Origin of the sequence: Chromobacterium sinusclupearum, from assembly GCF_002902845.1 — a bacterium.
Lineage (GTDB): Bacteria > Pseudomonadota > Gammaproteobacteria > Burkholderiales > Chromobacteriaceae > Chromobacterium > Chromobacterium sinusclupearum.
Map to the genome: position 1 here is coordinate 1 of NZ_PPTF01000065.1, position 26,394 is coordinate 26,394.

Genomic DNA, 26,394 nt, shown 5'->3' on the forward strand with positions numbered 1-26,394 from the left:
GGCTAAAAAGAGTGTTGCACTTCCGCAACTATATGCCAGCAGCAACGGCTTAACATGACAAACGCAACCAACCAGCGCCCCGCCCGTCGGGGCGCAATCTTTTGCGGGAGTCAGAAATTGAAACGCGTATTCAGCCCACGAACAGATTTCGTATGCGATCAAATGGAACTCGGCGTGCTGATGTTCACAAACGACGATGCGGCTACAGCGAAACGATTGGGCGTTACCGTAACGGAATGGCAGAAATGGAAATATGGCGACAAGCCCGTACCGCGCTGGCTATGGCTACTGCTACGGCTAGAGAAAGAAGCCGAACGACGCGGGCCATGGCGAGGCTTCCGCGCCGACGGCGACCGCATCATATCGCCATGGGGTGACAGCATGCGCTTTGACGAATGGATGCAGCTTCAGGAATACCGCCGCGCGTCCCGCCTGGCTACCGAACAAGCTGAACTGATAGAACGACTCATGGCTGAACGCGATTTCTACAAGGAAAACTGCACACGTCAGGCCCGATTCGGACTGATGCTGAACAGGCTGTTCAGGTAGACCATGACAAAGACGTAGCGATATGATTGACACCCTCGAAGAAAGCACCGGAGCAAAGCCAATGACAGGCTTCCTTATATTCCTAACCATCATGATCGGGGCAGCTGCCGCACTCAAAAAGAACAAGCCAAAGACCACTAAAAAGCCTCCGAAAACAGAACTGCAGATCAATCCAATACCACCGCAACCACAGCCACAACGCCCGCAAGTCCAGCGTATCAACGCGCACGAAGTCGAAAAAGTCATTGAGAGCGAGCCGGAAAAAAAGATCGACTTCGGAAATGCACGATTCGTATTAAAGAGAAAAACAATTCTCACCGAGCGGGAAATCGAGTGTTACCAGCGCCTAGTCAAAAGTCTGTCACCCAATTTCCTTGTCTTCCCGCAGGTCGCCTTTAGCCAAATCCTTGACGCAAAAGGCGGAAGTCACAAGCAAAACATGTGGCTGCACAGAACCATGAGCCAAAAGGTGGCGGATTTTCTGATCTGCAAAACAGACTTGACCATGGTTGCCATCATCGAATTAGACGACAGCTCACACGCAGGAAAGGAAGACAAAGACCGGCAGCGCGACAGCGTGGTACGACAAATCGGCCTACTTCCATTGAGACTACCGAGAACGCCGAAGCAGGAGCTACTAGACCGCTATGCAGAAATCTTGCAAAAGCTGCACAGCCCAACAAACCGCGAAAGCGTTACAAGCTAAATACAAACCAGCCCTCGCCGGGCAGGCGTCCCCGGGTGATGTTTGCAACATCACCCAGGGAGCGCTAAAGGGTATCAGATCGCAGGGCGTCAAGGACCGGCCGCCGCTTTGCGGTCTCCCGAGCCGATCCTTGACACCCCACCACAATCCAGCGCGCCCGATGGCGCGAACAAGCCAATAATAAAAAGTGACTATCCGGATGTGACTCGCCGGCGCCGGGTCACGCCTGGTCAGTCACTGTGACAGAATGATCGACGACGGCGGCAGCTCAGTCACTGTGACCATCCAGGCGTGACGAGTACCAGGTGTGTCACGCCGGCACAGTCACACGACGACGACTGACCCTCTTTCGACAGGCAACAGTTGCAAGGCGGGCCCTTCCCTCGACTTCACGGCCACAGCCGCACTCGCAAACGCGGACATCCTCGGGAGAGCGCAGATTGAGAATGCCACGGGCCAACATTCTGGCCATATCCACCGGCACACCATTACCGACTGCGCGGTAACGCGCAGAGAGGGTGAACGATGGCAGATCTATTCCTTCAGGAAGTCCCTGCAACTGGCAAAAACGCAACCAGTCGCGCCGGCCAAGCTGCGCGCCTTCACTGGCGACACAACACGGCTCAACATCCTGAATGGGAGGCTGTCGGTCGACGGTGAGAATAAGGCCATCCCGATGACCGAACTGGAAGTGACGAAGACGATTCTGATGCAAACCACACTCAGAAGCGTTGATATCGATGCGTTGATGGCTGTATCCGTCAATGATCATGTCGGGAACACCGGACACATTCTCCATCAACCACCAAACCGGATCAGCTTCAATGACACAACGACGATACTCGGCCAACATTTCCAATCCGTAGCCAGTCGGCTCACCGCGCTGGGCCCTGCTGAAATCAGGACACGGAGGACCGCCGATAATGCCATCAAAACGCCCCCGGGCAGGATGGAATGTGCGAATGTCGCCACCATAGATGATGTCAGGACCGCGCACCACACAGAAACCCTCAGCCTCAAAACCGCGCCCGAACAAATCGATTCCCGGAAATACGCTCAGAACAAGCTGTGACATGTTGTGTTTACCTCGAGCCTGGCGGATCACAGTTAATTGTGACCGACCAGGCGTGACCTGTCCAGGACGAATCACCGCAGCTCAGTCACTAAAATCCACTCTTGATCGACAATTCACGCTTCGGGTAGCGCGTATGATCTTCAAGAGCGTAAACATGCGATGTCGCCGGCTGCGACGCATCCATGCGAACCGGAGGCGGCACAGACTGGCCCGTCCCTGATTTGTTGTCCTGGGCTTTGCCCCATTGATCTATCGGCCACGCGGTGACAACGTGAGGACCGCCCGTGCCATCAAGGCGGGTGAGTACGACATAATCGCCGCGCAGCTCATAGCGATAGCCAAAATAGACCAGACCAGACAAGCGGAACTGCTCGCGGACGTGGTAGGCCTCATCCATGACCTCTACCAGACCGTCAGTTTGTTTGGCGTTGCGCACCAGAACAGCAAGCCGCGGACGGTATTTGGTCAACATGCTAGTAACGTAGTCCGCCGGCTGCTGACTGGTATTCTCGTTAACGCCCTGCCCTTGCACCGGCTTGACCTGCTGCGCGCCGGTAGCGCTAGTGACAGCAGCCGTAGCCGAGACCGCAGCGCCCTGCCCTTGCGTCTGAGTTTGCGCTTGCGCATTACCTGCCAGCGGCGTTGCACCATGAAAGAAGCCCCACAGAAAATAGACGGCCGCGCCCGCCAGCAACACAAACACCGGGATGACGGTAGTGAAAAGCTTGGACCTAAAAATACTGGCGCGTTCGTCCTTGAGATTGCCCTTGTTATTAACGCCATCGACATGGCTTTTGTAAATCCCGTAATATTTCTGATCGTATCGTTCGACACCGCTTTGCACTTTGGCGAACTTGTCAGGGCCGGAACGCTCATTCATCACCCACTGGTAACGACCCTCAGCACCAAGAGCAGACAACTTTTTAAAATAAATCAGACGCTGAACGCGATCACGCCAAAATGCATGGATGTTCTTAAATGCTTGACCACACAGCACGACGTCAATACCGCGCTGCCCGTGCTGAGTGATAAATTCGACTTGAGCGGGACTCAATTTAAACTTCGGCGGATGAAAATCCTGCACTTCATCGAAAATGACAAGGCAGTCATTAACCGCGAATTCGTGGATATCGCCGGACTTGTCCCACGGCACTTGAATCAACATCTTTTCAACCGCTTCCAATTCCATTTCAAGAATTTCAGCGACCTTTTCATGATTCAAGCCTTTTATATTCGTGACCACGACACGGCCATTCTTGATAGCTGGAAGCGCCTGCTTAACCATGGCCTCCCAGCTCTTACCCGCACGCGGCAGACCCTCGTGGAAAACGATCATTTTAATTGTCCTCTACGAATACGCATGAACTTGCGGTTAATTCTGAAAGCAACTCGATACACGCGTTGACGCAGGTATTTGTTATAAACGTATTCAGTAATCGACTTGCCAAAAACAAACGCCATACCAAACGCCATTCCAAAGGTAATTGCCATGGAAATCGTGTAAAACATTGTCGCCCTAACAATTAAATCTATGTCAGCTGTCGAGATTGTATAAGTCATTTGAGTGCCACCCATACAAAAAAGGCCATAAACAATAACACCATAAATAATTCAATAATTTCTGTTGTTATCATGTCATCACCATTGGAATAGCGTTACAAACTTGCGAATTACGCGAAACACGTAAGCCGCGCCGATAATAGACATCCCTGTTGCAAAGCCTGTCACGCCGAGAAAATAAAGAATGTCCCCACCCAAGCCGTCCAAAAACGATTGCAAACCACCCGCCAGCGCTTGCGGAAATGGGATCAGCGATATGATAAACGTGACCAGATTCAAAAGCTCACCGAATATTTTCACCGCGACATCGTAAAGCATATCCGGGATGGCTTTTAAAATTGCCATCATCAAATTGATGCAGTTCTGAAAAAAGGCTGTCATGACTACCCCTTATTCAATGGCGCGACGGAAAGCGAAGAACGCACACATGACGCACCAAACGCCATATATGACGTGGAACATATTCTGCGCTGGCTGAGAACAAAACTGATCTATCGTTGCAGGCGGCAATGAACCCGCGCCGTCAATCTGAATTGCCGGAATGGTATAGGTCGGGCACGCACCCGCGCCAATACTGACCTTGAAAAATCCCGCCGTGGCATTCACAAATGGCGTCGCCGTGACTGCCTGCTGAAATGACTGGAACTTGCTTTGAAACGTGTCCTTGTTTGGCGTATAGACTTGCGGCATTTGTATAACCGTCGTGAAATTCGCAAAAAAATCTTTCATCGACGCAGCAACATCTTTCAGCGTGCCATCTTGCGCCACACCGCAGGTATTCACGTCCTTACACGTGATGCTTACTGCACCGCCATGACCAGTGTCAGAACCGGTACCAGTTCCCGTGCCGGGATTAGTACCCGTACCCGGCTTAGTACCAGTGCCAGCACCCGGAACGCCAAGAGAAACGCCATTAGTCGTATTGCCCTTTTCCACGCCCTGCCCTGTCACCACGCCACCCACTATATTCGTGACATTAGTTTGATCGTTAGCAGCATCATATTGTTTGACCTGAATACCACCAGCAATAGGAAATGATACGGCGGCAGGTTTATCAGGGTTATTTTTCGCAGCATCTTTTGACATATACATTTTTATATTGTCATTCGACACTACAGAAAATGTTCCATTTTTCATGGCTATGCCACCATCAGCTGCAACAGGACCACAAGCAGGATTTCGAGAATCAATAGATGGGTTATCACCAGTTGCATCGATTTGACAAGGATTGCCGGGAGGCATAGGAACCTGAGAAGGGTCAGATAAATTACACGTATCACCCGAGCAGGTATAACCGGCTTGCGTATTAGGAAAATTCACAGGCGCATTGCCATCAACAGACGAACCATTAGACAACACGCACGACGCACCACCATTAGCATATGAAACATATTTCACATCAGGAAAACGCCAAGCCCAGTTACTTTGGCAATATGCGTCCCCACTACTCTGTTTTCCAGCAGGGCTATTAGGGCTAGGAACAGTTGCAGGCGGCGTAGGCCTGCCAGATGAGTCACGCCCCCAATTAGCACCAGAACCAGTTGAGGGCGGGAGTGGAATGCAAGCAGGGTTTACGGCAATCTGACAATCCGATGCATCGCCCGCCGAATTTGACCAGAGCGCCACGCCTAATATCGGATTGCCCGCCACAACATCCGTCAGCACTTTGGCAACGCCGCCCGCACCAATCCCCATCAGCGCAGCCGGAGCAATCGGATTAGCATACGCACGTATCGGGATAATGATCTGCGCAAACATAAACGTGACCAGCAACGAAAATCGGAGCAGTTTTTGCATGTCACCCCCTAAACCCCTTGATTATCGACCACGCGCACAGCGCGCCCAGTGCTAACGCCAGAAATTGCCAGACCATATCTCACCCCGGAATAAAAAATGGGGAGGCCGCAGCCTCCCCTTGCACGGCTGCGATGCGCTTACTTCAGCATGGACATCACGGTACGGAAACCCCACTTGGCCACACGCGGCAGCATCAGCACGGCGGCAATGGCGGCGATACCCGTCACAACAGTGCCAGCATTCACGGAACTTGTGATGGACGAGTAGTCCACGCCACCGCCATCAGCAAAGGCCGGAACGGCCAAAATGGCGGCAGGAACAGCAGCGGCATATTTCTTAGCGATGTTGATGAATTTCATGGTCGATCCTCTTCTATAAATCGAATGAATTGCCCGAATGCGTCCGAAACAACGAAGCACATCAGGACCAGGACAAACGACGCGCCAAACGCTTGGCCTAGCGTCGCCGTATCGGTTTTCCAGATATTCTCGGCAGTCTGGAGGCTGGCATAGTCAGACGGCTGTAAAACAATCAGCGCCTGACACTGCTCAGGTGGCGTCTGCAATAGATGCACCTGACCGGAATCTGTAATTTCCATGCATTGGGCCATTTCAGTCCCTCAATACGACGGCAATGTGTCGTAGAAATGTGCGACATGAAACTGAGCGCCCAAATGGAATTTGGCTGTTTCAATAGCCGATTCAGCTGAATCGAACCGGCCAGCGTCGGACAGGAATTTCGTATACCCGACATCCCCGTCAGGCGACGGATACAGAAACAATCCCGTATCGGTATCCTGAACGACCCAAACCGGCCCGATAGCCATTTACGCCCCCTTGACCGGAGCCGCAGCAGCTTGCGCGGGTTGAGCGGTTACAGGGCGCAGAGAATGGATAACCGTCTTGGAGACCTTACCATTCGTGACCATTTCCATTTCGCATTCGGCCATGAACGGAAATTTCAGGTTGGAAATCTGGCTGAAATTCTCAGACGTGCCCCATTCAAATTCGGAGGCAGCAAAGCCGATGGCATTGCCGGTTTTGTCGTTGAGCTTAACCTCAGCGAACAGCTTGGTATTGTCGTAACGCGTGCCGTCCACAACATCATTGAAACGCTTGGCACCCATGATTTTCATAACATTGGTAAATTGCATTTTTCAGTCTCCAAACGGCGTTTAAACCCTTAAATCCCCGACACGCCCAAATCGAAGAGGGTTGTTTTGTTTGCGCGGCAGAATGCCTTCCAGCCTTCTTTTGTCGTCGGCAGTTCGACTTCCGGCTCCACATGCTTAGGGCGCACAAATTCGTCAAAGTCGTAATCGACATGAGCGTAATCGTGGACAAAGGAGCGATTGCCGAGATCTGCGGAAATATTGGCGAGCTTCAAGCGCTGGGGAAAACCTACGCCCGGGCGGGCCAAGGTTTCGACAATGGTCGATTCGGACCATTTAGCAACATCGCGCATGTAGTTGACGAGGCGGCCAACTTGCAGGGCGGCATAATGCAAATAGTGATCTAGCGCGTGTTCCGCTTCTTTGATGATGGTGGTAATCCGCTCAGGCGCTTTCTTACCCCGGAACCGCTCAAACGCGGGATATGCACCGGCGAGATAGGCGCCAGCATTAAGCAAAATGTCCAAAGGAATGATGCGGTCAATGTTCTTGAACTCGACTTCGACGCGAAACCATTCGCTCGTTTTACAGCCCTGTTCCCTGCCCTTCTCATAGCCACGGCAGAATTTGCCATTGCTACGCTTGCCGATATACAGCGTGCGGCCCGAGCCGTCCGGGTTATCCCAATCGGAGCGCTTTTCCACGAACGGGTTGCGGCCACCGCAATTGAACAAACCGGCTTGGACATCGGAATACATCAGATCGACGTTATATTCCCCGGCAAAGTCGTCATAGGCGACGTCAACGCGGGTCAGACGCGGATTGACGGCATCGCGGTCAAGAAAGTCGTACAGGCGTTTTTCCCAGCCAGACCGAGCAGCCATGCAGCCAACGGCAGTCAGCTGGATACACATCGTGTTTCGCTGACCACCAAACGATAGATTGCCGTAGCAAACATCCTCTTGGCCCAACACCCATGTATCGCGGTAAAAGTTCATGCCCTTCGGACGCTTGGAGCAAACGCCGAAGCCAAAAATCTGCTCTAATTTCCACGACATCGTGGCGATGAAATCGTCATCGGATACCATTCTGTGACCGGCTATGACATGGCAGGTGTCTTCATGGACGGAGAACGTCAGCTGGTCAACGTGGGCAAGATCATCGCCCCAGCCTTGAGCGCGAACGGTAACGATTTTTACCTGCCCATCGTCAAGAACCAGCTCAACGGGGCACAGGTAATCCGGTGGAGTTTCAAAAGCGGTCGCGCCGGTACGTTGGCACTTTCCCCCCGTGTTACTAGTGGGGGGAAGCACCCCCGAAGTGGTGGCCGCTGGCGCGTCCACAACTTCGGTGGCGCTTCTGCCAGCACTCGGCAGCGGCAGGTCCGCCACAGTAGGCAGCGTCAGCCAGTAACGAATATCCCGGATTGCGCGGACAGATTGAGCCGGCTGAGCGGGCTTGGAAGGGTCAAAGACGGCCCGATAACGCGGCTCGCCGCCGGTCTCTTTCCGCAGGTTTACAGCTTCCATCGGGCGTCTTTTAGACATTGTTGCAAGTCCTAGAATCGTTAACATTCTGCGAGACCGGAACTAATCGCGGTCGCTATAATCAATCAAGACTTTGAACTAACTAAAAGCCTTGAACTAACGATCCAAAGACTAGCTCAAGGGCATGAATGACTCAAGGGATTTAGCTATGAAAAAATCGGTGGAATACCTGCGGGAAGCCAAAGAAGCACTTGGCTGCGAATCGGACTACCAACTTGCAAAGGCGCTGAAGACAAGCACAGTCAACATCTCAAACTACATGAATGGGATCAGCAAAATGGACGACTACCATTGCATCAAAGTCGCCCAGGTGCTGGGCATCGATCCCATGGAAATCATTGCTGCTGCTCAAGAAGAGCGGGAAAAGTCGGAAGAGAAAAAGGAGTTCTGGCGGGATTTTCGGAAGGCGCGAGGCAACATCCTCGGGGCAGCAATCGCGCTGGCGCTGGGCCTGACGACGGCCCTATCCCCGAGCCATACTGAGGCAAAGTCCTATGGCCCTCTATATTATGTCAAATACAGTATGTCGTATTAGGAATGCAATGCAGATCGCTATGACATCAACTACGTCGCTGAAATACGACACTTAGGCCGCATTCAGCGCATCCCATTGTACAACCGCAGCCTCATGAAACGCAGCAAACCTATTTCTACATTTCCATGCAACCCGGACGAACTCTACCGGGCTGTTTGTTTTGGTGACATCAATGAAGTGGCCGATGAGCTAGCCGTTACAACGGAACAAATCCACCGGTGGCGAACCGGGCAAGAACCTGTTCCCAAGGCTGTTTCCCTATGGCTCAAGCATCGCAACTGCACCACGCTAGGCGCTCAGTTTGGTCCGTTCAAAGGGTTTCGCCTATGCGATCGCGGCGACGCCCTGGTATGTCCAGCCAGCGGCATGAGGATCAACTTCTCTGAAATCCCGCTGCTGGATGAGTATCGGCGCGCTAATAAATTAGCCGAGAGACAGGCTGAACTGATCGAAAAGCTAATGACGGATAGGAATTTCTACAGGGACAATTGCCACCTGTAAGCCCGCTACGGACTGATGTTCAACATATTCAGGTGACAATATGAACAAATGGATAGCTATCGCAAGCGCCCTAGCATCAATAAGCGCACACGGAGCCGTGATCGAATGCAAGATCGACAACACGGAATCAACGATATTCACCAGCGCACAATTCTGCCCGGCTGGCACCACATACAAACGCATGATGCTGAACGTTGACGACCCCAGCATCGCTGCCATCAAGGCGCAAAGCGAAAATCGCCAACCTATGCAAGCGGCGGCGCCACGCTACACATGCGATCAGCTACGCGCTCAGCGTGACTACCTATACCAAGTGTTAGATCCTCACAGCATTTATCATGACAGAGAACCGCAGCCGCTAACCAAACTGCACAACGTCAAGGCCCAGATGAACGAGCAGAACTGCAAGATGATGTAATGCCACACTGGCAGTCGGCCACACAGCCCAAACTCGCAACGCGTCTAAGCCAAGATTGGCACGCGCTACTTCCAGAACGCCCCTGCCTGACGCAGCCTCCGCAAAGCCTTCTGTACCTCGGAGGCCGCCGGCGGATCCTGTTGCATCAGCACGTTGCACAGCTGATTTGCTTCGCCGCGCAAGGCTGGCGCATCCTGGGCGCATTGCTCAAGCAGGCTCTGCGCCGCCGCCCTGTCGTTGATGGTTCCCAGCAGTTGCTGCACCTCCTGCAAGGGTTTCAAGTATTGCTTGACCGACTTGCGCCGGTACAAGGCAGAGAAGAATTCGACCGAATAGCGCAGCTTCTTCGCCCGCTTGCGCAAATCGTGACGTTGCTCCGCATCCAGCGTGTGCCAGCGTCGGGCTAGACGGCGCACCGTTTTCCAACTGCGCCGCAGAGACTTCCTAGCAAAACCAGGTTGTTTCTCTTGCTCATCAGTCCCCGGAGGCTGATTCAACAAACCAAGCAGCGCGCCGCACCAGGCCATATGATCGGGCGAGGACAAACTGGCGCGCACGGCGGAACGGGCCTGCTCTCGACGCTGCCGCAATGCCCGGCGCAGGGCGCTCAGTCTCAGGCAGCGGGCGCTGGCCTGCTCCGCCTCAGGCAGTATCTGCAGCAGCAATACGTCCAAGTCTCGAAGCCGCCCCAGCGCGGCGGCCAGCCGTTGCGCCTGGGCCATCACCGGCTCCCAGTCGGCGCCGCTCGTCAGCGGCGCGAAGGCCTTGCCGGCCGCGCGCAGCCGGCGCAAGGCGACTCTTGCCTGATGCACGTATTCCGGATCGTCGCAGGACAGGATGCCTGGCACATTGGACGACAGATGGCGCAGACTCTCCAGCATGACGCTGCGCAGCGCCTGCCTGGGCGTCATGCTGGCGCGCAGCGCGGGTTGGCGGGCTGTCGATGGCGTGGGCATCTGGGCCTCCTTTTCATGTGTGACGGCCGCAGGAGATATTCCAAGACTAGAGAATGCCTTATGCCATGAGCCTGGCGGCGCAAACCGGCAGGCTCATGGGGGCAGCCATCATCGCGCAGCGGCCGCTCTAGTCGTCAGCGGACCCCAACAGCTTGCGCGCCAGTTCCGAGCGACTTAGCCCCGGAAGATGCTTTTGCAGCAGCACGTCCAGTTCCTGCTCAAACAATTGCCACTGGGACAGCTCGGCCAGCGCAGAATCATCATTGTGCGAGCGGATCATGCCGGCGGCTACCGTGCCGTTGTTCAAGCGGTCGATCACGATCAGGCTGCCGCTGCCGCGGCATTCGCGGTAGGAATCGAATACGGCGGAGCTGTTCAGCGCGATGCGGCACAGGCCAATCTCGTTCAAGGCCAGCGTATCGGCCGGATTGTTCTGCAGAGTATTGACGTCGGTGCGATGCAGGACGGACTCGATGCGGCCCGTGACGTATTTTCCTGCCAGCTTGAAACCATACTCCTTGCCCGGCCGCAGCGGCGCTTCGCTCATTGCCACCAGATGAGCGTCGAAACTGCGCGATACATGGGGCATTTGTTCGTCGGCCCGTACCAGCATGTCGCCGCGCGAGACGTCGATTTCATCCTCCAGCGTCAGCGTCACCGCCTGGCCGGCCGAGGCGCGCGCCAACTTGCCATCATAGGTGACGATATCCTTGACCCGGCTTTGCTTGCCGGATGGCAGCGCCACGATCAGGTCGCCAGGATGGATGGCGCCACTGGCAATGGTGCCGCAGAAACCGCGAAAATCCAGATTGGGCCGGTTGACATACTGCACCGGCAGGCGAAACGCATCCAGGCCGGCGTCATGGTTGATCTGGATGTTTTCCAATAGATGCATCAGCGTGGCGCCTTGGTACCACGGCGCGGCCTCGGTGCGGCTGACCACGTTGTCGCCGCGCAAAGCGGAGATCGGCACGAAATGGATGTCGGGAATATCCAGATGCTCGGCAAAGGTCAGGTATTCGTCGCGGATGCGGTTGAATACTTCCTCGCTGTAGTCCACCAGGTCCATCTTGTTGACGGCGACGATGACATGGCGGATGCCCAGCAGGCTGACGATATAGCTGTGGCGGCGGGTTTGCGTCTGCACGCCGCGCCGCGCGTCGATCAGGATGATGGCCAGATTGCTGGTGGACGCGCCGGTGGCCATATTGCGGGTGTACTGCTCGTGCCCGGGGCAATCGGCAATGATGAACTTACGCTTGTCGGTGCTGAAATAACGATAGGCGACATCGATGGTGATGCCCTGCTCCCGCTCCGCCTGCAAGCCGTCTACCAGCAGCGCCAGATCGATTTCCTGATCGGTGGTGTTGTACTTTTTCGAGTCGCGCTCGATCGCCGCCAGCTGGTCTTCGAAAATCAGCTTGGAGTCGTGCAGCAGGCGGCCGATCAGCGTGGACTTGCCGTCATCCACGCTGCCGCAGGTGATGAAGCGCAGCAAGTCCTTGTTCTCATGCTGCTTCAGGTATTCCAGGATATCCCCGGCGATCAGTTCGGATTGGTGAGACATCAGAAATACCCTTCCATTTTCTTCTTTTCCATCGAGCCCGCGCTGTCGTGGTCGATCAACCTGCCCTGCCGCTCCGAGGTCTTGGTCAGCAGCATTTCCTGAATGATTTCCGGCAGCGTGGCGGCGTCAGACTCCACGGCGCCGGTCAGCGGATAACAGCCCAGCGTGCGGAAGCGCACTTTGCGCGTTTCGATGCGGGCTTTCTCCTCCGGCGTCAGGTACTGCAGGATGCGCTCATCGTCGATCATGATCAGCATGCCGTCGCGCTCCACCACCGGGCGTTCGGCGGCAAAATACAGCGGCACGATCTCGATGTTTTCCAGATAAATGTATTGCCAGATGTCCAGCTCGGTCCAGTTGGACAACGGGAATACGCGTATGCTCTCGCCCTTGTCTATTTTGCCGTTGTAGAGGTTCCACAGCTCCGGCCGCTGGTTTTTCGGGTCCCAACGGTGGTTCTTGTCGCGGAAGGAATAGACGCGCTCCTTGGCGCGGCTCTTTTCCTCGTCGCGGCGCGCGCCGCCGAATGCGGCATCAAACTTGTATTTGTTCAAGGCCTGCTTCAGTCCCTCGGTCTTCATCACATCGGTATGCTTGGCGCTGCCGGCGGTGAACGGGTTGATGCCGGCGTCGACGCCATCCTGATTGATATGGACCATCAAGTCCCAGCCGTTCTCCTTGGCTTGCTTGTCGCGCAGCGCGATCATGTCGCGGAACTTCCAGGTGGTATCGACATGCATCAGCGGAAACGGCGGCGTACCGGGATAGAACGCCTTCTTCGCCAGGTGCAGCATCACCGCGGAGTCTTTGCCGATGGAGTAGAGCATCACCGGGTTTTCGAACTCCGCCGCCACCTCGCGGATGATGTGGATGGACTCCGCCTCCAATTGTTGCAGGTGAGTCAGTCTTGCTTGATCGATATCCATGCTTGCAGCCCGTTCTATGGTTGCAGCCAATCTACCGGAAAGGTTCCAGCGCGTTCAAAACCAATTGGATATATCAATATAAACTTAGTAAATCTTAAAAATTGAAATGTGGGAATAAGGGAATCTACGGTGCAGCCCGTATCCATAACCGTTAACATTTGCGTTAAGCCAAAAATTTAAAGTTGCTCTGAATGCGGACGATAATGGCTTGAAGAGATTGTGTGTCATCCTCCGCATGAGCGGACAAGAACAACGCCGTTCGTGATGACAACTTGGCGAGATTAGCCACCCCAATTCGCAATATTTCCGCCGGATGGCAGCGCCGGCGAGAAACGGGAGAAGTCTTCATGTCATCCTCATCCATCAGCGCCAGCGCCGGTCCGCTGGACGTCCAAAGCATTGTCAGCCAGCTGGTTCAAGCCGACTCTCAGCCTTTGACCCAAAGCCAGCAAAGGCAATCGACCTACCAGTCCGAGATCAGCACGCTGGGCCAGGTCAGTTCCGCGCTGTCCGCCTTGCAAACCGCCGCGTCTACGCTGGCTTCCGGAACCTTCCTGCAGCAGTTCAGCGCCACTTCGTCGGACTCCACGGTGGCTGCCGCCTCCAGCACATCCGGCGGCACCGCCGGCACCTATGTGCTGAATGTGACGCAAATGGCGCAAGCGCGGCAGCTGGTTTTTGACAAAAACCCGGATGGCAGCGCCATCACCGACCAAAACGCCGCGATCGCTGGCGCGCCGTCTTCGCTGACCTTCAATGTCGGCGGCACCAGCAGCACGGTGAGTCTGAGCAGCGGCGGCAGCGCGGTCTCGCTGTCGTCCATCGCCAGCAGCATCAACGGCGCCGGCATCGGCGTGTCCGCCTCCATCGTGCAATACAACAATAATTATTCGCTGGTGCTGAACTCCACGCAGGCCGGCACCAGCAACGCTTTCTCCATCACGGCAGGCGGGAGCGACAGCAACAGCACATCAGGCAACACCCTGGCCGGCCTGCAGCAAAGCGCCACCGCAGCCGGCGAGTCTGCCAATGCCGCCAACGCCTTGATGACAGTCAATGGCGTCAATGTTTCCTCGGGCAGCAACACCGTGAGCAATGTGATCAACGGCGTCAATCTCACGCTGGAAAAAGTGGGGCAAACCACGATCAACATGAGCCAGAACACGGCAAACATCACGTCAACGCTGCAAAGTTTCGTCAGCGCATACAATCAAGTGGTGGGGGCGATCAACTCCGCTACCACCAGTTCAAAAACCGTAGGCAGCACGCCGCAAAATACCGACATCAGCAGCGATCTGACCAATTTGCAACAGCAATTGACCGATATCCTGGGCACGCCAGTAAAAGGAGTAGATCCAATCAGCTCCTATGCCTATTTGGCGCAAGTGGGCATCACCCAGAATGTCGACGGCACGCTGGCCTTGAACTCCACAACATTCAATGCCGCGCTGACCGCCAACCCCTCTGCCGTAAACAACCTGTTCGGCAATGCGCAAAACACCGGGGTCGGCAATGTATTCAACAGCACAATCAACAACTTGCTGGGTCCGACTGGCACGATCACCATCAGCCAGAACAATCTGAATAGCCAGGTGACGACTGAGCAGCAATTGCAGCAACGCTTGCAGGACCAACTTAATTCCGAACAAAGCAGCTTGTTGACCGAGTACTCCAACCTCAACAGCGAGTTGGCATCGATGGAGCAGTCTTCCACCAGCATGGCCAATCTGATTGCCTGATTGCGCAACCTAAACATTCGCCCCACAGGCGAAACCAAAAAAGGCGCCGCGAGGCGCCTTTTCTTTATCCAACTGAACATTATCGCTCAAGCGCTCGCGCGCGACAGCGTGTCCAGCCAGCGTGTCGGCAGCAGGCGTTTCAGATACCAGAACAATTTAGTGGGAAACGTCACCCGGTAGCGCGCACGCGGCCGCTTGCTGGTCACAGCCAGCCAAACCGCCTCGGCCACGGCGCTGGCCGGCAAGGTGAACGGCGCGGCATGGCCCTCTTTCTTCAAGCGCTCCAGTTGCTTGCGGTAGTTGTCGCGGTGCACGCTGCCATCGATATCGACATGCTTGAGGAATTTTTCCAAGGCATTGGGCCGGAAGCGGCTCTCGATCGGCCCCGGCTCCACCAGCGCAACATGGATGTCCGTGCCATGCAGCTCTTGCCGCAGGGTGTCGCACAGCCCTTCCATCGCATACTTGCTGGCATTGTAAGCGCCGCGCCAGCGCATGGCGGCAAAGCCCAGTATCGAGCTGTTGAACACGATGCGGCCATGGCCTTGCGCGCGCATCGCCTTTAGCACCGCGTTAGTCAGCTCCCATGGCCCGAACAGATTGGTTTCAAACTGCTCTCGCATCGCCAGCCGCGTAATGTCTTCCGCCGCGCCTGGCTGGCCGAAACCGGCGTTATTGAACAAGGCGTCTAACCGTCCCCCGCTTCTGGCCAGCACCTCGTCCAAAGCGGTCTGGATCGATGTCGTGTCGTCCACGTCCAACTGCAAGCAGTCGAACCCCTCCGCCCGCAGCCTTTCCACATCCTCTGGTTTGCGGCAGCTGGCAAACACGCGCCAGCCCTTGTCGCGAAACCATTTGGCCGTGTGATAGCCAATGCCGCTGGAGCAGCCGGTAATCAGAATGGAACGCGCCTGGGCCGTCATGACAAACCTCTTTCGGTGGATAAGCCCCCAACCCTACACGAATCGCCGCCGCGCCGGAATCCGCCGTATTGCCCGCAAGCGGCGACGACACTGTCGTTTTGAGGTGGAATTGGACTAGAATGTCGGCCTGACACGTACGAGGAAGACCGCCATGGCAAAAGCCGCCAAAGCCCCGGCTAGTTTCGAGAGCGCGCTGGCCCAGCTGGAGGACATCATCCAGGCGATGGATAGCGGCGACATGCCGCTGGAGACCGCCCTCGCCTCCTACAAGCAAGGCACCGAATTGATCAAGTTCTGCCAGGGTAAGCTGGCCGACGCGGAACAGCAGTTGAAAATACTGGAAAACAACGAACTGAAGACGCTGGACCTGCCCAATGGCCAATGAAACCTTCATCGGCTGGATGACCTTCATCCAGCAATACATGGAAAGCGCGCTGGAACGCTTGCTCCCTTCCGCCGACTGCGCACCGCATAAATTGCATGAAGCCATGCGCTACGCCACGCTGGAAGGCGGCAAGCGCGTGCGGCCGCTGCTGGTCTTCGCCGCCGGCGAACTGGTGGGCGCGGAGCAGGACAACCTTGCGCGCATCGGCGCGGCGCTGGAAATGATCCACGCCTATTCGCTGGTGCATGACGACATGCCGTGCATGGACGACGATGTGCTGCGCCGCGGCAAGCCGACCTGCCACATAGCCTACGACGAGGCCACCGCGCTGCTGGTGGGCGACGCGCTGCAAACCCGCGCCTTCGAGCTGATTGCCCAAGCCATGCCAGGCATCGCTGCGGCCAGCCAGATGGAAATGGTGCGCGCGCTGGCGCACGCGTCCGGCCATGCCGGCATGGCCGGCGGCCAGGCGATTGACCTGGCCAGCGTCGGCCAGCCGCTGACGCTGCCGGAGCTGGAATTCATGCACATGCTGAAAACCGGCGCGCTGATCCGTGCGGCGGTGATGATGGGCGCCATGGCCGGCCGCGAGCTGAACGCGCAGGAAAAAGAAGCGCTGGACGCCTTCGCCAAGCGCATCGGACTGGCCTTCCAAGTGGTGGACGACATCCTGGACTGCGAGGCCGATACCGCCACCTTGGGCAAGACCGCCGGCAAGGATGCCGCCCACGACAAACCCACTTACGTCAGCCTGCTGGGCCTCGCCGAGGCCAAGCGGATGGCGAAGGATTTGCATGACCAGGCGTTCGCCGCGCTGGAGGGCTTTGGCCCGCAGGCCGATCGCCTGAAACAACTGGCCGACTACATCGTCGCCCGCTCGTTTTGAACCGCTCGTAGAGAAACCATCAGGGCGGACCACCGCCCGGCGAGCCCATCCGCAGAATCACAACAATGTATCCTCTGCTTGAAAACATAAACAGCCCTGCCGACCTGCGGCTGTTGCCGCGCACGCAGTTGCCGCAGCTGGCGCGCGAACTGCGCGAATTTCTGGTGGAGTCGGTCAGCAAGACCGGCGGCCACTTCGCGTCCAATCTGGGCAGCATCGAGCTGACCATCGCGCTGCATTACGTGTTCGACACGCCGCATGACCGCCTGGTGTGGGACGTCGGCCACCAGACCTATCCGCACAAGATCCTGACCGGCCGCCGCGAGCGCATGGACACCATGCGCCAGTTCGGCGGGCTGGCCGGATTCCCCAAGCGCGAGGAGTCCGAGTACGACACCTTCGGCGTCGGCCACTCGTCCACTTCCATCGGCGCGGCCCTGGGCATGGCGGTGGCGGCCAAAACCCTGGGCATCGAACGCAAGAGCGTGGCCATCATCGGCGACGGGGCCATGACGGCCGGCCAGGCCTTCGAGGCGCTGAACAACGCCGGCGCGATGGATACCGATTTGCTGGTGATCCTCAACGACAACGATATGTCCATCTCGCCCAATGTCGGCGCGTTGAACAACTATCTGGCCAAACTGATGTCCGGCCGCTTCTACGCGGCCATGCGCCAAGGCTCCAGCAAGGTGCTGGGCATCGCCCCGCCCTTGAAGGAAATCGCCAGCAAGATGGAGGAGCACGTCAAAGGCTTCTTCACCCCGGGCACATTGTTCGAGGAATTCGGCTTCAATTACATCGGCCCCATAGACGGCCACGATCTGGATGCTTTGGTCGATACGCTGAAGAACATCCGCAGCCTGAAAGGGCCGCAGTTCCTGCACATCGTCACCAAGAAGGGCCAGGGCTATAAGCTGGCCGAGAACGATCCGGTCAAATACCACGGCGTGACCAAGTTCGACCCGGCCAACGGCCTGTCCGGCGGCAAAGGCGGTTCGGGCAAGCCGCAATACACCCAGGTGTTCGGCGACTGGCTGTGCGACATGGCGAAGCAGGATCCGCGTTTGGTGGGCATCACGCCGGCCATGCGCGAAGGCTCCGGCATGGTGCGCTTCGAAAAAGAGCATCCGGACCGCTACTACGACGTGGCCATTGCCGAACAGCACGCGGTCACCTTTGCCGGCGGCATGGCCTGCGACGGCCTGAAGCCGGTGGTGGCGATCTACTCCACCTTCCTGCAACGCGGCTACGATCAGCTGATCCACGACGTGGCCTTGCAGAACCTGCCGGTGATGTTCGCGCTGGACCGCGCCGGCCTGGTGGGGGCGGACGGCCCGACCCATGCCGGCGCCTTCGACCTCAGCTACCTGCGTTGCATCCCCAATATGCTGGTGGCCGCGCCGTCGGATGAGAACGAATGCCGCCAGCTGCTGTACACCGCCTTCCAGCACAATGGCCCCAGCGCCGTGCGCTATCCGCGCGGCACCGGCCCCGGCGCGGAGATTCAGCAACAGATGACCGCCCTGCCCATCGGCAAAGGCGTGCTGCGCCGCCAGGGCCAGAAGATCGCCATCCTGGCCTTTGGCAGTATGGTGCATCCGGCGCTGGCCGCCGCCGAACAGCTGAACGCATCGGTTGCCGACATGCGCTTCGTCAAGCCGCTGGATGCCGAGCTGGTGCGCCAGCTGGCCGAGAGCCATGAGCTGATCGTCACCGTGGAGGAAAACGTGGTGATGGGCGGCGCCGGCTCGGCCTGTATCGAGACGCTGCAAGCGCTGCAGCTGACCGTGCCGGTACTGCAGCTGGGGCTGCCGGACGACTACGTGGAACACGGCGACCCGGCGCTGCTGTTGAAGAACTGCGGCCTGGACGCGGCCGGCATCGAAGCCAGCATTCGCCAACGGCTGGCCGACTGAGCATGCAGGCCTCGCTGCCGCTTCCCACGCTGGAAACGCGGCTGCAGCTGCATGCCAGCACCGCGTTGTCGCTGATCAGCGCGGTGCTGCTGACCTGGCTGTGGCATGGGGCGAATCTGCATGCACTGCTGCCGCGCCAGGGCGAACAGTGGCTGGCCTGGACCCTGTTCTTTCTGCCTATCTACCGCACCATACGCCATATCCTGCGCCGGCCGCGCCAGCGCCAGCTGGGCGATCTGATCGGCCTGTACATCGGCCTGGTGCTGCAGTTCGCTGTAGTCTACTACTTGTTCGCGCTCTTGCTGGTCAACGGCCATGCCTTTCACGGCATGACCGCGCTGTATGACGGCCATGGCGGTTTTCTGCCCGACTTTTACAGCCATGCGGCGCTGCTGTTCCTGGATTGCTTCCACCTGTCCATCGCCACCGCCGCTACCGTGGGTTATGGCGACATGTATCCCACCTACTGGCCGATCCGGCTGCTGGCGGATTTGCAGATCATTTTTACCAGCGCGCTGGTCATCATTGGCTTCGGCCGGCACTTTTCCGGCCATGGCGCGAAGAGCCAGTCGAGCTGAGTCGATCGCGCAATAAAAAAGCCGGACATCTGTCCGGCTTTTTTTATTCAAGCGCGTCGCAATCACCGCTTGGGGATGGCTTTCAGCACCGCCTGCAGCAACTGCCAGGCTTTGTCGACCGATTCCACTTCCACACGCTCGCCAGGGGCGTGCGCGCCGCGGATGTTCGGACCGAAGGACACCATGTCCAGGTTCGGGTACTTGGAACCCAGGATGCCGCATTCCAGACCCGCGTGGATCACCTGCACTTCGGCTTCGCCGCCGAATTCCTGACGGTACACATCCTTGAACAGGGCCAGCAGTTTGGATTGCGGATTCGGCGCCCAGCCCGGATAGCCGCCTTCCATTTCCACCTTGAACGCGGCCAGCTTGAACAGGCTTTCCACTTCGCGCGCCAGCATCCAGGTGCCGGAATCAAGCAGCGAACGCACCATCAGGTTGGCGAAGACCTTGCCGTCGGCCACAGTGACCACGCCCAGGTTGTTGGACGTTTCCACCACGCCTTCCACGCGCTGGCTCATGCGCTTCACGCCATGCGGCGCGGCATGCAGCGCGGACAGGATGGCGGTTTGGTCGGCGCGGGCCAGCACATCGGCTGCGGCGGCGGCTTCAGACAGCACCACCACGCCCTCGTCCACGCCGGCCAGTTCGAAGCGCATCAGCGCCTGGAAGGCATCCAGCTTGGCCGCCACCTTGGCCGCGTCGGCGGCCGGATAGGCCACCACGGCAAAGGCTTCGCGCGACAGCGCGTTGCGGGCGGTGCCGCCCTTCAGCGAGGCCAGGCGAAGGTCGGTTTCCGCTTCCAGTTCGCGGATCAGGCGGATCAACAACTTGTTGGCGTTGCCGCGGCCCAGGTGGATGTCGGCACCGGAGTGGCCGCCTTTCAATCCCTTGATGGTCAGGCTGGCAGTCTGGAAGCCGGCCGGAACCGCTTCCGCCGCATATTCGCGGGTGACGTTCACGTCCACGCCGCCGGCGCAGCCCATGTAGAACTCGCCCCACTCTTCGGTATCGATATTGATCAGGTACTGGCCTTGCAGCAGGCCGGTTTCCAGGCCCAGCGCGCCGCCCATGCCGGCCTCTTCGTCCAGCGTCAGCAGCACTTCCACCGGGCCGTGGGCGACGTCGTCGCCGGACAGCACCGCCATGCCCAGCGCCACGCCGATGCCGTTGTCTGCGCCCAGCGTGGTGTTCTCGGCGACCAGCCAGCCATCCTTCAGCACCGGGCGGATGGGGTCTTTGAAGAAGTCGTGCTCGGTGCCGCTATTGGCCTGGCACACCATGTCCAGATGGCCTTGCAGCACCACGCCGGCGCGGTCTTCATAGCCGAGGGTGGCCGGCTTGCGGATGATCAGATTGCCCACCTGGTCCACAATGGTTTCCAGGCCGCGCAGCTCCGCCCAGCCTTTCATGTAGTCGCGCACCTGCTCTTCGTGCTTGGACGGGCGCGGAATGTCGCACAGGGTTTGGAAGTGCTCCCAGACGGCTTTGGGTTCGAGTTGGGCGATATCGGTCACAGCGTATTCCTTGATTCGGTGTCGCGACGCGGCCGATTTCAAGCACTGCCACGCCGCCATATACTACATTCGCCATTGCGGCGAAGGCCGGAAAAATAGTGTTTCACTTTAACACGATGCCGCGGCAACGTCATGCCCATTGCCATGATCGTCGCCGCGGCTGGCGTGCGGTTTTACAGGCTGAAACGCAAGGATTTGACCAAGGCGCCTGGCAGCAGCTTGCTCTGCGTGGCGCGTCCGCCGTAGCTGCCGGCATCCACCAGCAGTTCGCGCTCGGCCGTCAGCGCCTCCAGTTGCTCGCCCAGCAGGCTGAACAGGCTGTCGTCGAAGCGCATCACGCCCAGGGGCGCGACGATCTTGCCGTCTTCCACCCAGAAGCAGGCAAAGCGGGTCATGCCGGTGATGCGGCAGGCTGAGCGGTCGGAAAAGTTCAGATACCACAGATTGGACAGGTAGACGCCGGTGCCCAGCGCCTGCAGCGCCTGATCGCGCGGCAGATCGCCGGCTTGCAGCTGCATGGCCTCGGCAAACTCCATGCTGCCCGTATTGGGCTGCAGGCCATACTCGCGCGCGCTGCGCGGGTCGATCAGGCTGTTGCGGTGCTCGCCGCCGGCGATCAATTCCACGCGCTCCGGCCGGATGAATCCTTCGCGCTGGAACAAGGGCGACAAACCCTCGCCGCCCGCCTCCGCCAGATGCACCAGCGGCGACAGCTTGACCTCGCCCTCCGCCAGTTTCAGCAACGGACTGCGCTTGCTGCGGACTTCCTTTTCCGACACCCCGCCCCAGTTCAGCATGTTCAGCAGCGCGCCCAGCGCGCTGGGCGTGAAGTAAGCGCGATACTCGCCCGGCTCCAGCGTCTTCACCGGCAGCTTCAGCCACTCCAGCTGTCCGGCCGCCTCGTCAATGGCGCGGCCCAGCGCCGCGGCGTCCCACGCCGTGCCGGCCTGGCTGCGCTTGACCGCCTTGTCGCCATGCGAATACAGGCTCCAGTCAAAGTTCCAGCTCTCGCCTTGCTGCCAGTTGAACTGGCCCAGATGGTTGGCAAAGCCGAAACTCATCTGGCCGCTGGCCAGGATGCCCACCAGATCGTGGCCTTCTGCGGCGGCCAGAATATCGGCGACCATGCTTTCCGCCGGCGGCAACGTGTGCTGGCCTATGCGCTCGCTGCTTTGCGGCTGTTCGTTCAGCAGCAGGAAAGGGTCCTCCTGCACTTGCTCCAAGGCCGCGCGCAATTCCGGCAATGCGGCTTCTAGCAGCGCCAGATCGTCCGCGCCGCCGCTTAAGGACAATTGTTGCGTGGCCTGGCGCTGGCCGCGGATCAGCCGCATGTCCAGATACGCCTGCTCCACCGCTCCGGCTTGCCTGACCTTGCCATGATTGAAACGGACGAAATCGGTCTGTTCCGCCTCCAGCCACAAGGTATAGCCTTCCCCCTCACGCAGCAGGCTGCTCAGCGCCGCCGCCAATGCTTGCAAATGCGCGCGCATCATGCCGCTCCTCCAAATACGTCCACGTCGCCGAATACGCAGGCCGGCGAGGCATGGCCCACTCGCACCACCTGGTTAGGCTCCCCCTTGCCGCAATACGGCGTGCCCATCACATTGAAGGTGGAGGCATCGCCGACCCCCTTCAGCGAGCGCCAGAAATTGGCGGAAATGCCGCGATAGTTGGGATTGCGCACCACGCCTTTCAGCTCGCCGTTCTCGATCAATTGTCCCCACTCGCAGCCGAACTGGAACTTGTTGCGCGAGTCGTCGATGGACCAGCTGACATTGGTCTGCATCAGCACGCCGCGCTCGATGCCGGCCACCAGTTGCGCAAGGCTTTGGTCGCCCGGCTCCACGTTCAGATTGGCCATGCGGTCTATCGGCGCCCGGTTCCAGTTGCAGGCGCGGCTATTGGCCACGCCATCCAGCGCAAAGCCGTTGAGGCGAGCGCGCGCGGCGGAAATGTCGCCGCCCAGCGGTCGCTCCAGAATGCCGTTGCGGATCAGCCAGACCTTCTCTGCCGCCTTGCCGTCATCGTCCCAGCCATAGCTGGCCAGTTCGTTTTTCAGCAAGGGATCAAACGTGACATTCAGCAATTCGGAGCCATAGCGGTAATGGCCGAACATGTCCGGCGTGACAAAACTGGTGCCGGCATAGTTGCGCTCATCGCCCAGGATGCGGTCCAGCTCCAGCGGATGGCCGATGCTCTCGTGGATTTGCAGCATCATCTGTTCCGGCATCAGCAGCAGATCCATCTTGCCGCTGGGGCAGTTCGGCGCGTACAGCAGTTGCAGCGCCGCGTCTGCCACGCGGCGGCCCGCGCCGCGCAGGCCGGCCTCGGCGATCAGGTCCACGCCGCCTTGACGGCCCAGGCCGCCGTACTGGCCGCCCAGGCTGCGGGTTTGCACCCGGCCCTCGGCAAACGCGGTCACCACTAGGGACGGCGTCAACGCGCGCAGGCGCTGCTCGGCTTCGCCGCCGTCGGAAGTCAGGTACAACTGATGGATGTCTTGCCGGAACAGGCTGGCCGACCAGTCCACCACGCGGCTGTCGTTGCCCTTTGCGGCGGCCGATTCGCTCAGCAGCAGGTCCAGCAGCGAAGCGCGCGGCCACACGGACGCGGCGTCGCTGCCCGCGCCCTGATAACGGCCTTGCGGTTTGGGCAGTTGAATCTGCCGGTAATCGAACACCCCTTGGCCGGCGGTGGCGCGCGCCCAGCCGCGGGCGTGCTCGAAGGCGGCGCGCAGGCCCGCCTCGCTCAAATCGGCGGTGGCGGCGTAGCCATAGCCGCCGCCATCGCACACGGCGATCATCGCGCCGCGATCATGGCGGCGGGTCAGCGGCTGCTGCCGCCCCTGGCGAACGGACAAGCGCTCATTGTCTTCCTCCACATAGCGCAAGGAACAGAAATCCGCTTGGGGCTGCAGCGCCTGGAAGCGCCGACGGATGGTTTCAAGCATGGATAGCTCCAGACAAGGAAATGCCAAAGGCATTCATACTAATCAGTCACACCTTGCCCTGTCCATCGAATGTTGCAGGCTTTACAAACCCAATTCGCTCAGCCCGGGATGGCCGTCCGGGCGGCGGCCCATCGGCCAGAAGAACTTTCGCTCGTCCTCGCGAATTGGCAGGTCGTTGATGCTGGCGTGGCGATGCGTCATCAGGCCATCCGCCGCGAACGCCCAATTCTCGTTGCCATAGCTGCGGTACCACTGCCCGGCATCGTCATGCCATTCATAGGCAAAGCGGACGGCGATGCGATGGCCATCATGGGCCCATAACTCCTTGATCAAGCGATAGTCCAATTCCCGCCGCCATTTGCGCTCCAGCAGCGCCTGAGCTTGCGCGCGGCCCTGCGGAAAATCGACGCGGTTGCGCCAGCGGGTATCGGGACTGTAGGCCTGCACGATGCGCGCTGGGTCGCGGCTGTTCCAGGCATCCTCGGCCAGCCTGATTTTTTCGATGGCGGTTTCACGGCTGAATGGCGGCAATGGCGGGCGGATTTCCAAAATATTTCTCCCTTGGCTGCGTTTTAACAAAGTAGACAAGTCTGTCTGCCTCGCATCAGCCTATACCCAAGTAGACAAATCTGTCTACAATCATTGCCATGCATACTCCAGCCTCCAGCCTCATCGCCGAATTGCCGCCGCGCGAGCGCATTCTTGCCACCGCCCACCGCCTGTTTTACCTGGAAGGCATCCGCGCAAGCGGCATAGACCGCATCATCGCGGAGTCCGGCGTCAGCAAAGTCACCTTCTACCGCCACTTTCCCAGCAAGAACGAGTTGATCCTGGCTTATCTGCAGCAGCGTCACCAGCTATGGATGCAGTGGTTTCAGGATGCCCTGCATCGCCATGCCGAAGCCGGCCCGGCGGCGCTGGCGGAGGCCTTGGCCGAATGGTTCGCCAGCGCGGATTTCCGTGGCTGCGCCTTCATCAACGGATTGGGCGAAATCCCCGCCGATCCTGCCGTGGCCGATGCGGTCCGGCGCCATAAAACGGAGATGCGCCAGGCGATAGCCTCGCTGCTGCCGGAGGACGCCCAGCAGGCGCGGCAAGCCGGCATGCTGGCGCTTGCGGCAGATGGCGCGATTGTCCGCGCGCAGATCGAGGGCTCGCCAGACGCGGCGATAGCGGCGCTCCGCCAGATGATCCCATTGCTGACGGCAAGATGACGGCAGCCGGGCAGACATGCTAGCTTCGAGCGACACAGAATCAGGAGGGTCATCATGGAACATGCCCTGTATCGCCTGCTGGATGAGCAGCGAATCCGCTACCAGCGTTTCGAGCATCCGCCGGTCTATACCTGCGAAGAAGCGGCGCGGCTGATCCCTGAACTGCCCGGCGCGGAATGCAAGAATCTTTTCCTTTGCGACGCCAAGGGGCGCAGTCACTTTCTGGTGGCCGTGCCCGCCGAAGCCGGCGTCGACATCAAGACGCTGGGCGATATGCTGGGCGTCAAAGGCCTGCGTTTTGCCTCGCCGGAGCGGCTGAAGAAATACCTGGGCTTGGAGCCGGGATCGGTCACTTTGCTGGCCGCCGTCAACGACGGCAATCAACACGTCACTATCGTGGTGGACGAGGCTCTGTGGGCGGCGGACGCCATCCTGTGCCACCCGCTGGTCAATACCGCCACCTTGAGCGTGCCGGTGGCCGATCTGGCGCGCCTCTTGGCTCACTGCGGCCACGCGCCGCGCATCCTGGCCGTGCCGCGCAGAAGCTAGCGCGCGGCATCTGACGCCACCGGCGCGCTCTTACTTTCGCCTTGACGCCTCCCTCCCCTGATCCATTGGGGGAGCCATCCTTTGCCATCCCCGTTTCAAGCCGCTTGCCTTCCACGCTCACCCCGCCATCGCCGATATCGCGACGAGGGGCGGCCTGGCCATGCGCAAGAGTTCCTTGACAAGCACTCTTACGATATATATCTTAAGACTCATATCTTAAGATATAAAAGAGGATGCCATGAGAGCAAAACACCTTTTCCATCTGTGCGCGCATGCCTTTGGCCGTGGCCATGGCGGACGCGGCCACCGCGGCGGCGACGGCGAAATGACGCGCGGCCGCAAGTTCGGCGCGGACGATCTGCAGCTCTTGCTGCTGGCGCTGATCAATGAGCAACCGGCTCACGGTTATGAGTTGATCAAAGAGCTGGCCAGCCGCTCCAACGGCTATTACAGCCCCAGCCCGGGCATGGTTTACCCGGCGCTGACCTA

At 58.6% G+C, this 26,394-nt stretch carries 30 protein-coding genes; 13 read left to right on the plus strand and 17 right to left on the minus strand.

Annotated elements, in window-relative coordinates:
* Positions 1-117 precede the first annotated feature (117 nt).
* Entirely contained in the window at positions 118-549 is a 432-nt protein-coding gene (locus C2134_RS13585; RefSeq protein ID WP_146042162.1) for a hypothetical protein, read from the plus strand.
* A gap of 22 nt (positions 550-571) precedes the next feature.
* Complete coding sequence (locus C2134_RS13590; RefSeq protein WP_103320719.1) at positions 572-1,255, plus strand: DUF2726 domain-containing protein; 684 nt, start codon at positions 572-574, stop codon at positions 1,253-1,255.
* Positions 1,256-1,565: 310 nt separating this feature from the next.
* Here C2134_RS13590 and C2134_RS13595 read toward each other — a convergent pair whose 3' ends face one another.
* From C2134_RS13595 to C2134_RS13640, 9 genes are all read right to left on the minus strand, one after another.
* Entirely contained in the window at positions 1,566-2,330 is a 765-nt protein-coding gene (locus C2134_RS13595; RefSeq protein ID WP_103320720.1) for a DNA cytosine methyltransferase, read from the minus strand.
* 88 nt (positions 2,331-2,418) lie between these two features.
* Positions 2,419-3,666 carry a zonular occludens toxin domain-containing protein gene (locus C2134_RS13600; RefSeq protein WP_103320721.1) on the minus strand — a complete coding sequence of 416 codons (1,248 nt, stop codon included), beginning with the start codon at positions 3,664-3,666 and terminating at the stop codon, positions 2,419-2,421.
* Positions 3,663-3,890, minus strand: coding sequence for a hypothetical protein (locus C2134_RS13605; RefSeq protein WP_146042163.1), 228 nt, complete (start codon positions 3,888-3,890; stop codon positions 3,663-3,665). The genes C2134_RS13600 and C2134_RS13605 overlap by 4 nt, the downstream gene beginning before the upstream one ends.
* A 78-nt stretch (positions 3,891-3,968) precedes the next feature.
* A complete protein-coding gene (locus tag C2134_RS13610; RefSeq protein WP_103320723.1) occupies positions 3,969-4,271 on the minus strand; it encodes a DUF2523 family protein in 303 nt (100 codons plus the stop codon).
* Positions 4,272-4,280: 9 nt separating this feature from the next.
* Positions 4,281-5,687, minus strand: coding sequence for a hypothetical protein (locus C2134_RS21270; protein ID WP_146042164.1), 1,407 nt, complete (start codon positions 5,685-5,687; stop codon positions 4,281-4,283).
* Between the two features lie 137 nt (positions 5,688-5,824).
* A complete protein-coding gene (locus C2134_RS13620; RefSeq protein WP_103320725.1) occupies positions 5,825-6,046 on the minus strand; it encodes a hypothetical protein in 222 nt (73 codons plus the stop codon).
* Positions 6,043-6,285, minus strand: coding sequence for a hypothetical protein (locus tag C2134_RS13625; RefSeq protein WP_146042165.1), 243 nt, complete (start codon positions 6,283-6,285; stop codon positions 6,043-6,045). Before C2134_RS13625 ends, C2134_RS13620 begins: the two co-directional genes overlap by 4 nt.
* Before the next feature lie 228 nt (positions 6,286-6,513).
* Positions 6,514-6,840 (minus strand): hypothetical protein, encoded by a 327-nt coding sequence (locus C2134_RS13635; protein WP_103320728.1) that lies wholly within the window; start codon positions 6,838-6,840, stop codon positions 6,514-6,516.
* Between the two features lie 29 nt (positions 6,841-6,869).
* Positions 6,870-8,327, minus strand: coding sequence for a replication initiation factor domain-containing protein (locus C2134_RS13640; protein WP_158248772.1), 1,458 nt, complete (start codon positions 8,325-8,327; stop codon positions 6,870-6,872).
* A gap of 166 nt (positions 8,328-8,493) precedes the next feature.
* On the opposite strand from C2134_RS13640, the gene C2134_RS13645 reads away from it, so the two are divergent.
* From C2134_RS13645 to C2134_RS13650, 3 genes are all read left to right on the plus strand, one after another.
* Positions 8,494-8,880 carry a helix-turn-helix domain-containing protein gene (locus C2134_RS13645; protein ID WP_103320730.1) on the plus strand — a complete coding sequence of 129 codons (387 nt, stop codon included), beginning with the start codon at positions 8,494-8,496 and terminating at the stop codon, positions 8,878-8,880.
* Between the two features lie 93 nt (positions 8,881-8,973).
* Complete coding sequence (locus C2134_RS21275; protein WP_146042166.1) at positions 8,974-9,381, plus strand: hypothetical protein; 408 nt, start codon at positions 8,974-8,976, stop codon at positions 9,379-9,381.
* A 40-nt stretch (positions 9,382-9,421) separates the two neighbouring features.
* On the plus strand, positions 9,422-9,799 hold the full coding sequence (locus tag C2134_RS13650) for a hypothetical protein (protein ID WP_103320731.1): 378 nt from the start codon (positions 9,422-9,424) through the stop codon (positions 9,797-9,799).
* Between the two features lie 65 nt (positions 9,800-9,864).
* On the opposite strand, the gene C2134_RS13655 is transcribed toward C2134_RS13650, so the two are convergent.
* The 3 genes from C2134_RS13655 to cysD all read right to left on the minus strand — a co-directional run bounded on the left by C2134_RS13655 (position 9,865) and on the right by cysD (position 13,248).
* Complete coding sequence (locus tag C2134_RS13655; protein WP_103320732.1) at positions 9,865-10,755, minus strand: CHAD domain-containing protein; 891 nt, start codon at positions 10,753-10,755, stop codon at positions 9,865-9,867.
* Between the two features lie 127 nt (positions 10,756-10,882).
* Positions 10,883-12,322 (minus strand): sulfate adenylyltransferase subunit CysN, encoded by a 1,440-nt coding sequence (gene cysN / locus C2134_RS13660; RefSeq protein WP_103320733.1) that lies wholly within the window; start codon positions 12,320-12,322, stop codon positions 10,883-10,885.
* Positions 12,322-13,248 carry a sulfate adenylyltransferase subunit CysD gene (gene cysD, locus C2134_RS13665; RefSeq protein WP_103320734.1) on the minus strand — a complete coding sequence of 309 codons (927 nt, stop codon included), beginning with the start codon at positions 13,246-13,248 and terminating at the stop codon, positions 12,322-12,324. The genes cysN and cysD overlap by 1 nt, the downstream gene beginning before the upstream one ends.
* Positions 13,249-13,595: 347 nt before the next feature.
* Here cysD and fliD point away from each other — a divergent pair, with 347 nt between their 5' ends.
* Positions 13,596-14,987 carry a flagellar filament capping protein FliD gene (gene fliD / locus C2134_RS13670; RefSeq protein WP_103320735.1) on the plus strand — a complete coding sequence of 464 codons (1,392 nt, stop codon included), beginning with the start codon at positions 13,596-13,598 and terminating at the stop codon, positions 14,985-14,987.
* An 86-nt stretch (positions 14,988-15,073) separates the two neighbouring features.
* Here fliD and C2134_RS13675 read toward each other — a convergent pair whose 3' ends face one another.
* Positions 15,074-15,910 carry an SDR family oxidoreductase gene (locus C2134_RS13675; RefSeq protein WP_103320736.1) on the minus strand — a complete coding sequence of 279 codons (837 nt, stop codon included), beginning with the start codon at positions 15,908-15,910 and terminating at the stop codon, positions 15,074-15,076.
* A gap of 151 nt (positions 15,911-16,061) precedes the next feature.
* Here C2134_RS13675 and C2134_RS13680 point away from each other — a divergent pair, with 151 nt between their 5' ends.
* The 4 genes from C2134_RS13680 (at position 16,062) to C2134_RS13695 (ending at position 19,675) form a co-directional block, all read left to right on the plus strand.
* A complete protein-coding gene (locus tag C2134_RS13680) occupies positions 16,062-16,295 on the plus strand; it encodes an exodeoxyribonuclease VII small subunit (protein WP_043627642.1) in 234 nt (77 codons plus the stop codon).
* Entirely contained in the window at positions 16,285-17,181 is an 897-nt protein-coding gene (locus C2134_RS13685; protein ID WP_103320737.1) for a polyprenyl synthetase family protein, read from the plus strand. The genes C2134_RS13680 and C2134_RS13685 overlap by 11 nt, the downstream gene beginning before the upstream one ends.
* Positions 17,182-17,246: 65 nt before the next feature.
* A complete protein-coding gene (dxs, locus tag C2134_RS13690) occupies positions 17,247-19,097 on the plus strand; it encodes a 1-deoxy-D-xylulose-5-phosphate synthase (protein ID WP_103320738.1) in 1,851 nt (616 codons plus the stop codon).
* Positions 19,098-19,099: 2 nt separating this feature from the next.
* On the plus strand, positions 19,100-19,675 hold the full coding sequence (locus C2134_RS13695; RefSeq protein ID WP_103320739.1) for an ion channel: 576 nt from the start codon (positions 19,100-19,102) through the stop codon (positions 19,673-19,675).
* A gap of 62 nt (positions 19,676-19,737) precedes the next feature.
* Here C2134_RS13695 and C2134_RS13700 read toward each other — a convergent pair whose 3' ends face one another.
* The 4 genes from C2134_RS13700 to C2134_RS13715 form a co-directional block, all read right to left on the minus strand.
* The gene (locus tag C2134_RS13700) at positions 19,738-21,192 is read right to left on the minus strand and encodes an aminoacyl-histidine dipeptidase (protein WP_103320762.1); all 1,455 of its coding nucleotides are present in this window, start codon (positions 21,190-21,192) and stop codon (positions 19,738-19,740) included.
* 173 nt (positions 21,193-21,365) lie between these two features.
* Positions 21,366-22,685: a metallopeptidase TldD-related protein gene (locus C2134_RS13705; RefSeq protein WP_103320740.1), complete on the minus strand. Its 1,320-nt coding sequence runs from the start codon at positions 22,683-22,685 to the stop codon at positions 21,366-21,368.
* The gene (locus C2134_RS13710; RefSeq protein WP_103320741.1) at positions 22,682-24,142 is read right to left on the minus strand and encodes a TldD/PmbA family protein; all 1,461 of its coding nucleotides are present in this window, start codon (positions 24,140-24,142) and stop codon (positions 22,682-22,684) included. The genes C2134_RS13705 and C2134_RS13710 overlap by 4 nt, the downstream gene beginning before the upstream one ends.
* Before the next feature lie 81 nt (positions 24,143-24,223).
* Positions 24,224-24,691, minus strand: coding sequence for a nuclear transport factor 2 family protein (locus tag C2134_RS13715; RefSeq protein WP_103320742.1), 468 nt, complete (start codon positions 24,689-24,691; stop codon positions 24,224-24,226).
* A gap of 98 nt (positions 24,692-24,789) precedes the next feature.
* Here C2134_RS13715 and C2134_RS13720 point away from each other — a divergent pair, with 98 nt between their 5' ends.
* The 3 genes from C2134_RS13720 to C2134_RS21895 all read left to right on the plus strand — a co-directional run.
* A complete protein-coding gene (locus C2134_RS13720; RefSeq protein ID WP_103320743.1) occupies positions 24,790-25,356 on the plus strand; it encodes a TetR/AcrR family transcriptional regulator in 567 nt (188 codons plus the stop codon).
* 54 nt (positions 25,357-25,410) lie between these two features.
* The gene (locus C2134_RS13725) at positions 25,411-25,905 is read left to right on the plus strand and encodes a prolyl-tRNA synthetase associated domain-containing protein (protein ID WP_103320744.1); all 495 of its coding nucleotides are present in this window, start codon (positions 25,411-25,413) and stop codon (positions 25,903-25,905) included.
* Positions 25,906-26,143: 238 nt separating this feature from the next.
* A partial coding sequence (locus C2134_RS21895; RefSeq protein ID WP_233196450.1) for a PadR family transcriptional regulator occupies positions 26,144-26,394 on the plus strand: 251 nt, incomplete at its 3' end.

Bases quoted from the DNA above. Each gene is read 5' to 3' on its own strand.
- C2134_RS13590 (WP_103320719.1), top strand. From the start codon at position 572: ATGATTGACACCCTCGAAGAAAGCACCGGAGCAAAGCCAATGACAGGC.
- C2134_RS13595 (WP_103320720.1), bottom strand. From the start codon at position 2,330: ATGTCACAGCTTGTTCTGAGCGTATTTCCGGGAATCGATTTGTTCGGG.
- C2134_RS13600 (WP_103320721.1), bottom strand. From the start codon at position 3,666: ATGATCGTTTTCCACGAGGGTCTGCCGCGTGCGGGTAAGAGCTGGGAG.
- C2134_RS13605 (WP_146042163.1), bottom strand. From the start codon at position 3,890: ATGACTTATACAATCTCGACAGCTGACATAGATTTAATTGTTAGGGCG.
- C2134_RS13610 (WP_103320723.1), bottom strand. From the start codon at position 4,271: ATGACAGCCTTTTTTCAGAACTGCATCAATTTGATGATGGCAATTTTA.
- C2134_RS21270 (WP_146042164.1), bottom strand. From the start codon at position 5,687: ATGCAAAAACTGCTCCGATTTTCGTTGCTGGTCACGTTTATGTTTGCG.
- C2134_RS13620 (WP_103320725.1), bottom strand. From the start codon at position 6,046: ATGAAATTCATCAACATCGCTAAGAAATATGCCGCTGCTGTTCCTGCC.
- C2134_RS13625 (WP_146042165.1), bottom strand. From the start codon at position 6,285: ATGGAAATTACAGATTCCGGTCAGGTGCATCTATTGCAGACGCCACCT.
- C2134_RS13635 (WP_103320728.1), bottom strand. From the start codon at position 6,840: ATGCAATTTACCAATGTTATGAAAATCATGGGTGCCAAGCGTTTCAAT.
- C2134_RS13640 (WP_158248772.1), bottom strand. From the start codon at position 8,327: ATGGAAGCTGTAAACCTGCGGAAAGAGACCGGCGGCGAGCCGCGTTAT.
- C2134_RS13645 (WP_103320730.1), top strand. From the start codon at position 8,494: ATGAAAAAATCGGTGGAATACCTGCGGGAAGCCAAAGAAGCACTTGGC.
- C2134_RS21275 (WP_146042166.1), top strand. From the start codon at position 8,974: ATGAAACGCAGCAAACCTATTTCTACATTTCCATGCAACCCGGACGAA.
- C2134_RS13650 (WP_103320731.1), top strand. From the start codon at position 9,422: ATGAACAAATGGATAGCTATCGCAAGCGCCCTAGCATCAATAAGCGCA.
- C2134_RS13655 (WP_103320732.1), bottom strand. From the start codon at position 10,755: ATGCCCACGCCATCGACAGCCCGCCAACCCGCGCTGCGCGCCAGCATG.
- cysN (WP_103320733.1), bottom strand. From the start codon at position 12,322: ATGTCTCACCAATCCGAACTGATCGCCGGGGATATCCTGGAATACCTG.
- cysD (WP_103320734.1), bottom strand. From the start codon at position 13,248: ATGGATATCGATCAAGCAAGACTGACTCACCTGCAACAATTGGAGGCG.
- fliD (WP_103320735.1), top strand. From the start codon at position 13,596: ATGTCATCCTCATCCATCAGCGCCAGCGCCGGTCCGCTGGACGTCCAA.
- C2134_RS13675 (WP_103320736.1), bottom strand. From the start codon at position 15,910: ATGACGGCCCAGGCGCGTTCCATTCTGATTACCGGCTGCTCCAGCGGC.
- C2134_RS13680 (WP_043627642.1), top strand. From the start codon at position 16,062: ATGGCAAAAGCCGCCAAAGCCCCGGCTAGTTTCGAGAGCGCGCTGGCC.
- C2134_RS13685 (WP_103320737.1), top strand. From the start codon at position 16,285: ATGGCCAATGAAACCTTCATCGGCTGGATGACCTTCATCCAGCAATAC.
- dxs (WP_103320738.1), top strand. From the start codon at position 17,247: ATGTATCCTCTGCTTGAAAACATAAACAGCCCTGCCGACCTGCGGCTG.
- C2134_RS13695 (WP_103320739.1), top strand. From the start codon at position 19,100: ATGCAGGCCTCGCTGCCGCTTCCCACGCTGGAAACGCGGCTGCAGCTG.
- C2134_RS13705 (WP_103320740.1), bottom strand. From the start codon at position 22,685: ATGATGCGCGCGCATTTGCAAGCATTGGCGGCGGCGCTGAGCAGCCTG.
- C2134_RS13710 (WP_103320741.1), bottom strand. From the start codon at position 24,142: ATGCTTGAAACCATCCGTCGGCGCTTCCAGGCGCTGCAGCCCCAAGCG.
- C2134_RS13720 (WP_103320743.1), top strand. From the start codon at position 24,790: ATGCATACTCCAGCCTCCAGCCTCATCGCCGAATTGCCGCCGCGCGAG.
- C2134_RS13725 (WP_103320744.1), top strand. From the start codon at position 25,411: ATGGAACATGCCCTGTATCGCCTGCTGGATGAGCAGCGAATCCGCTAC.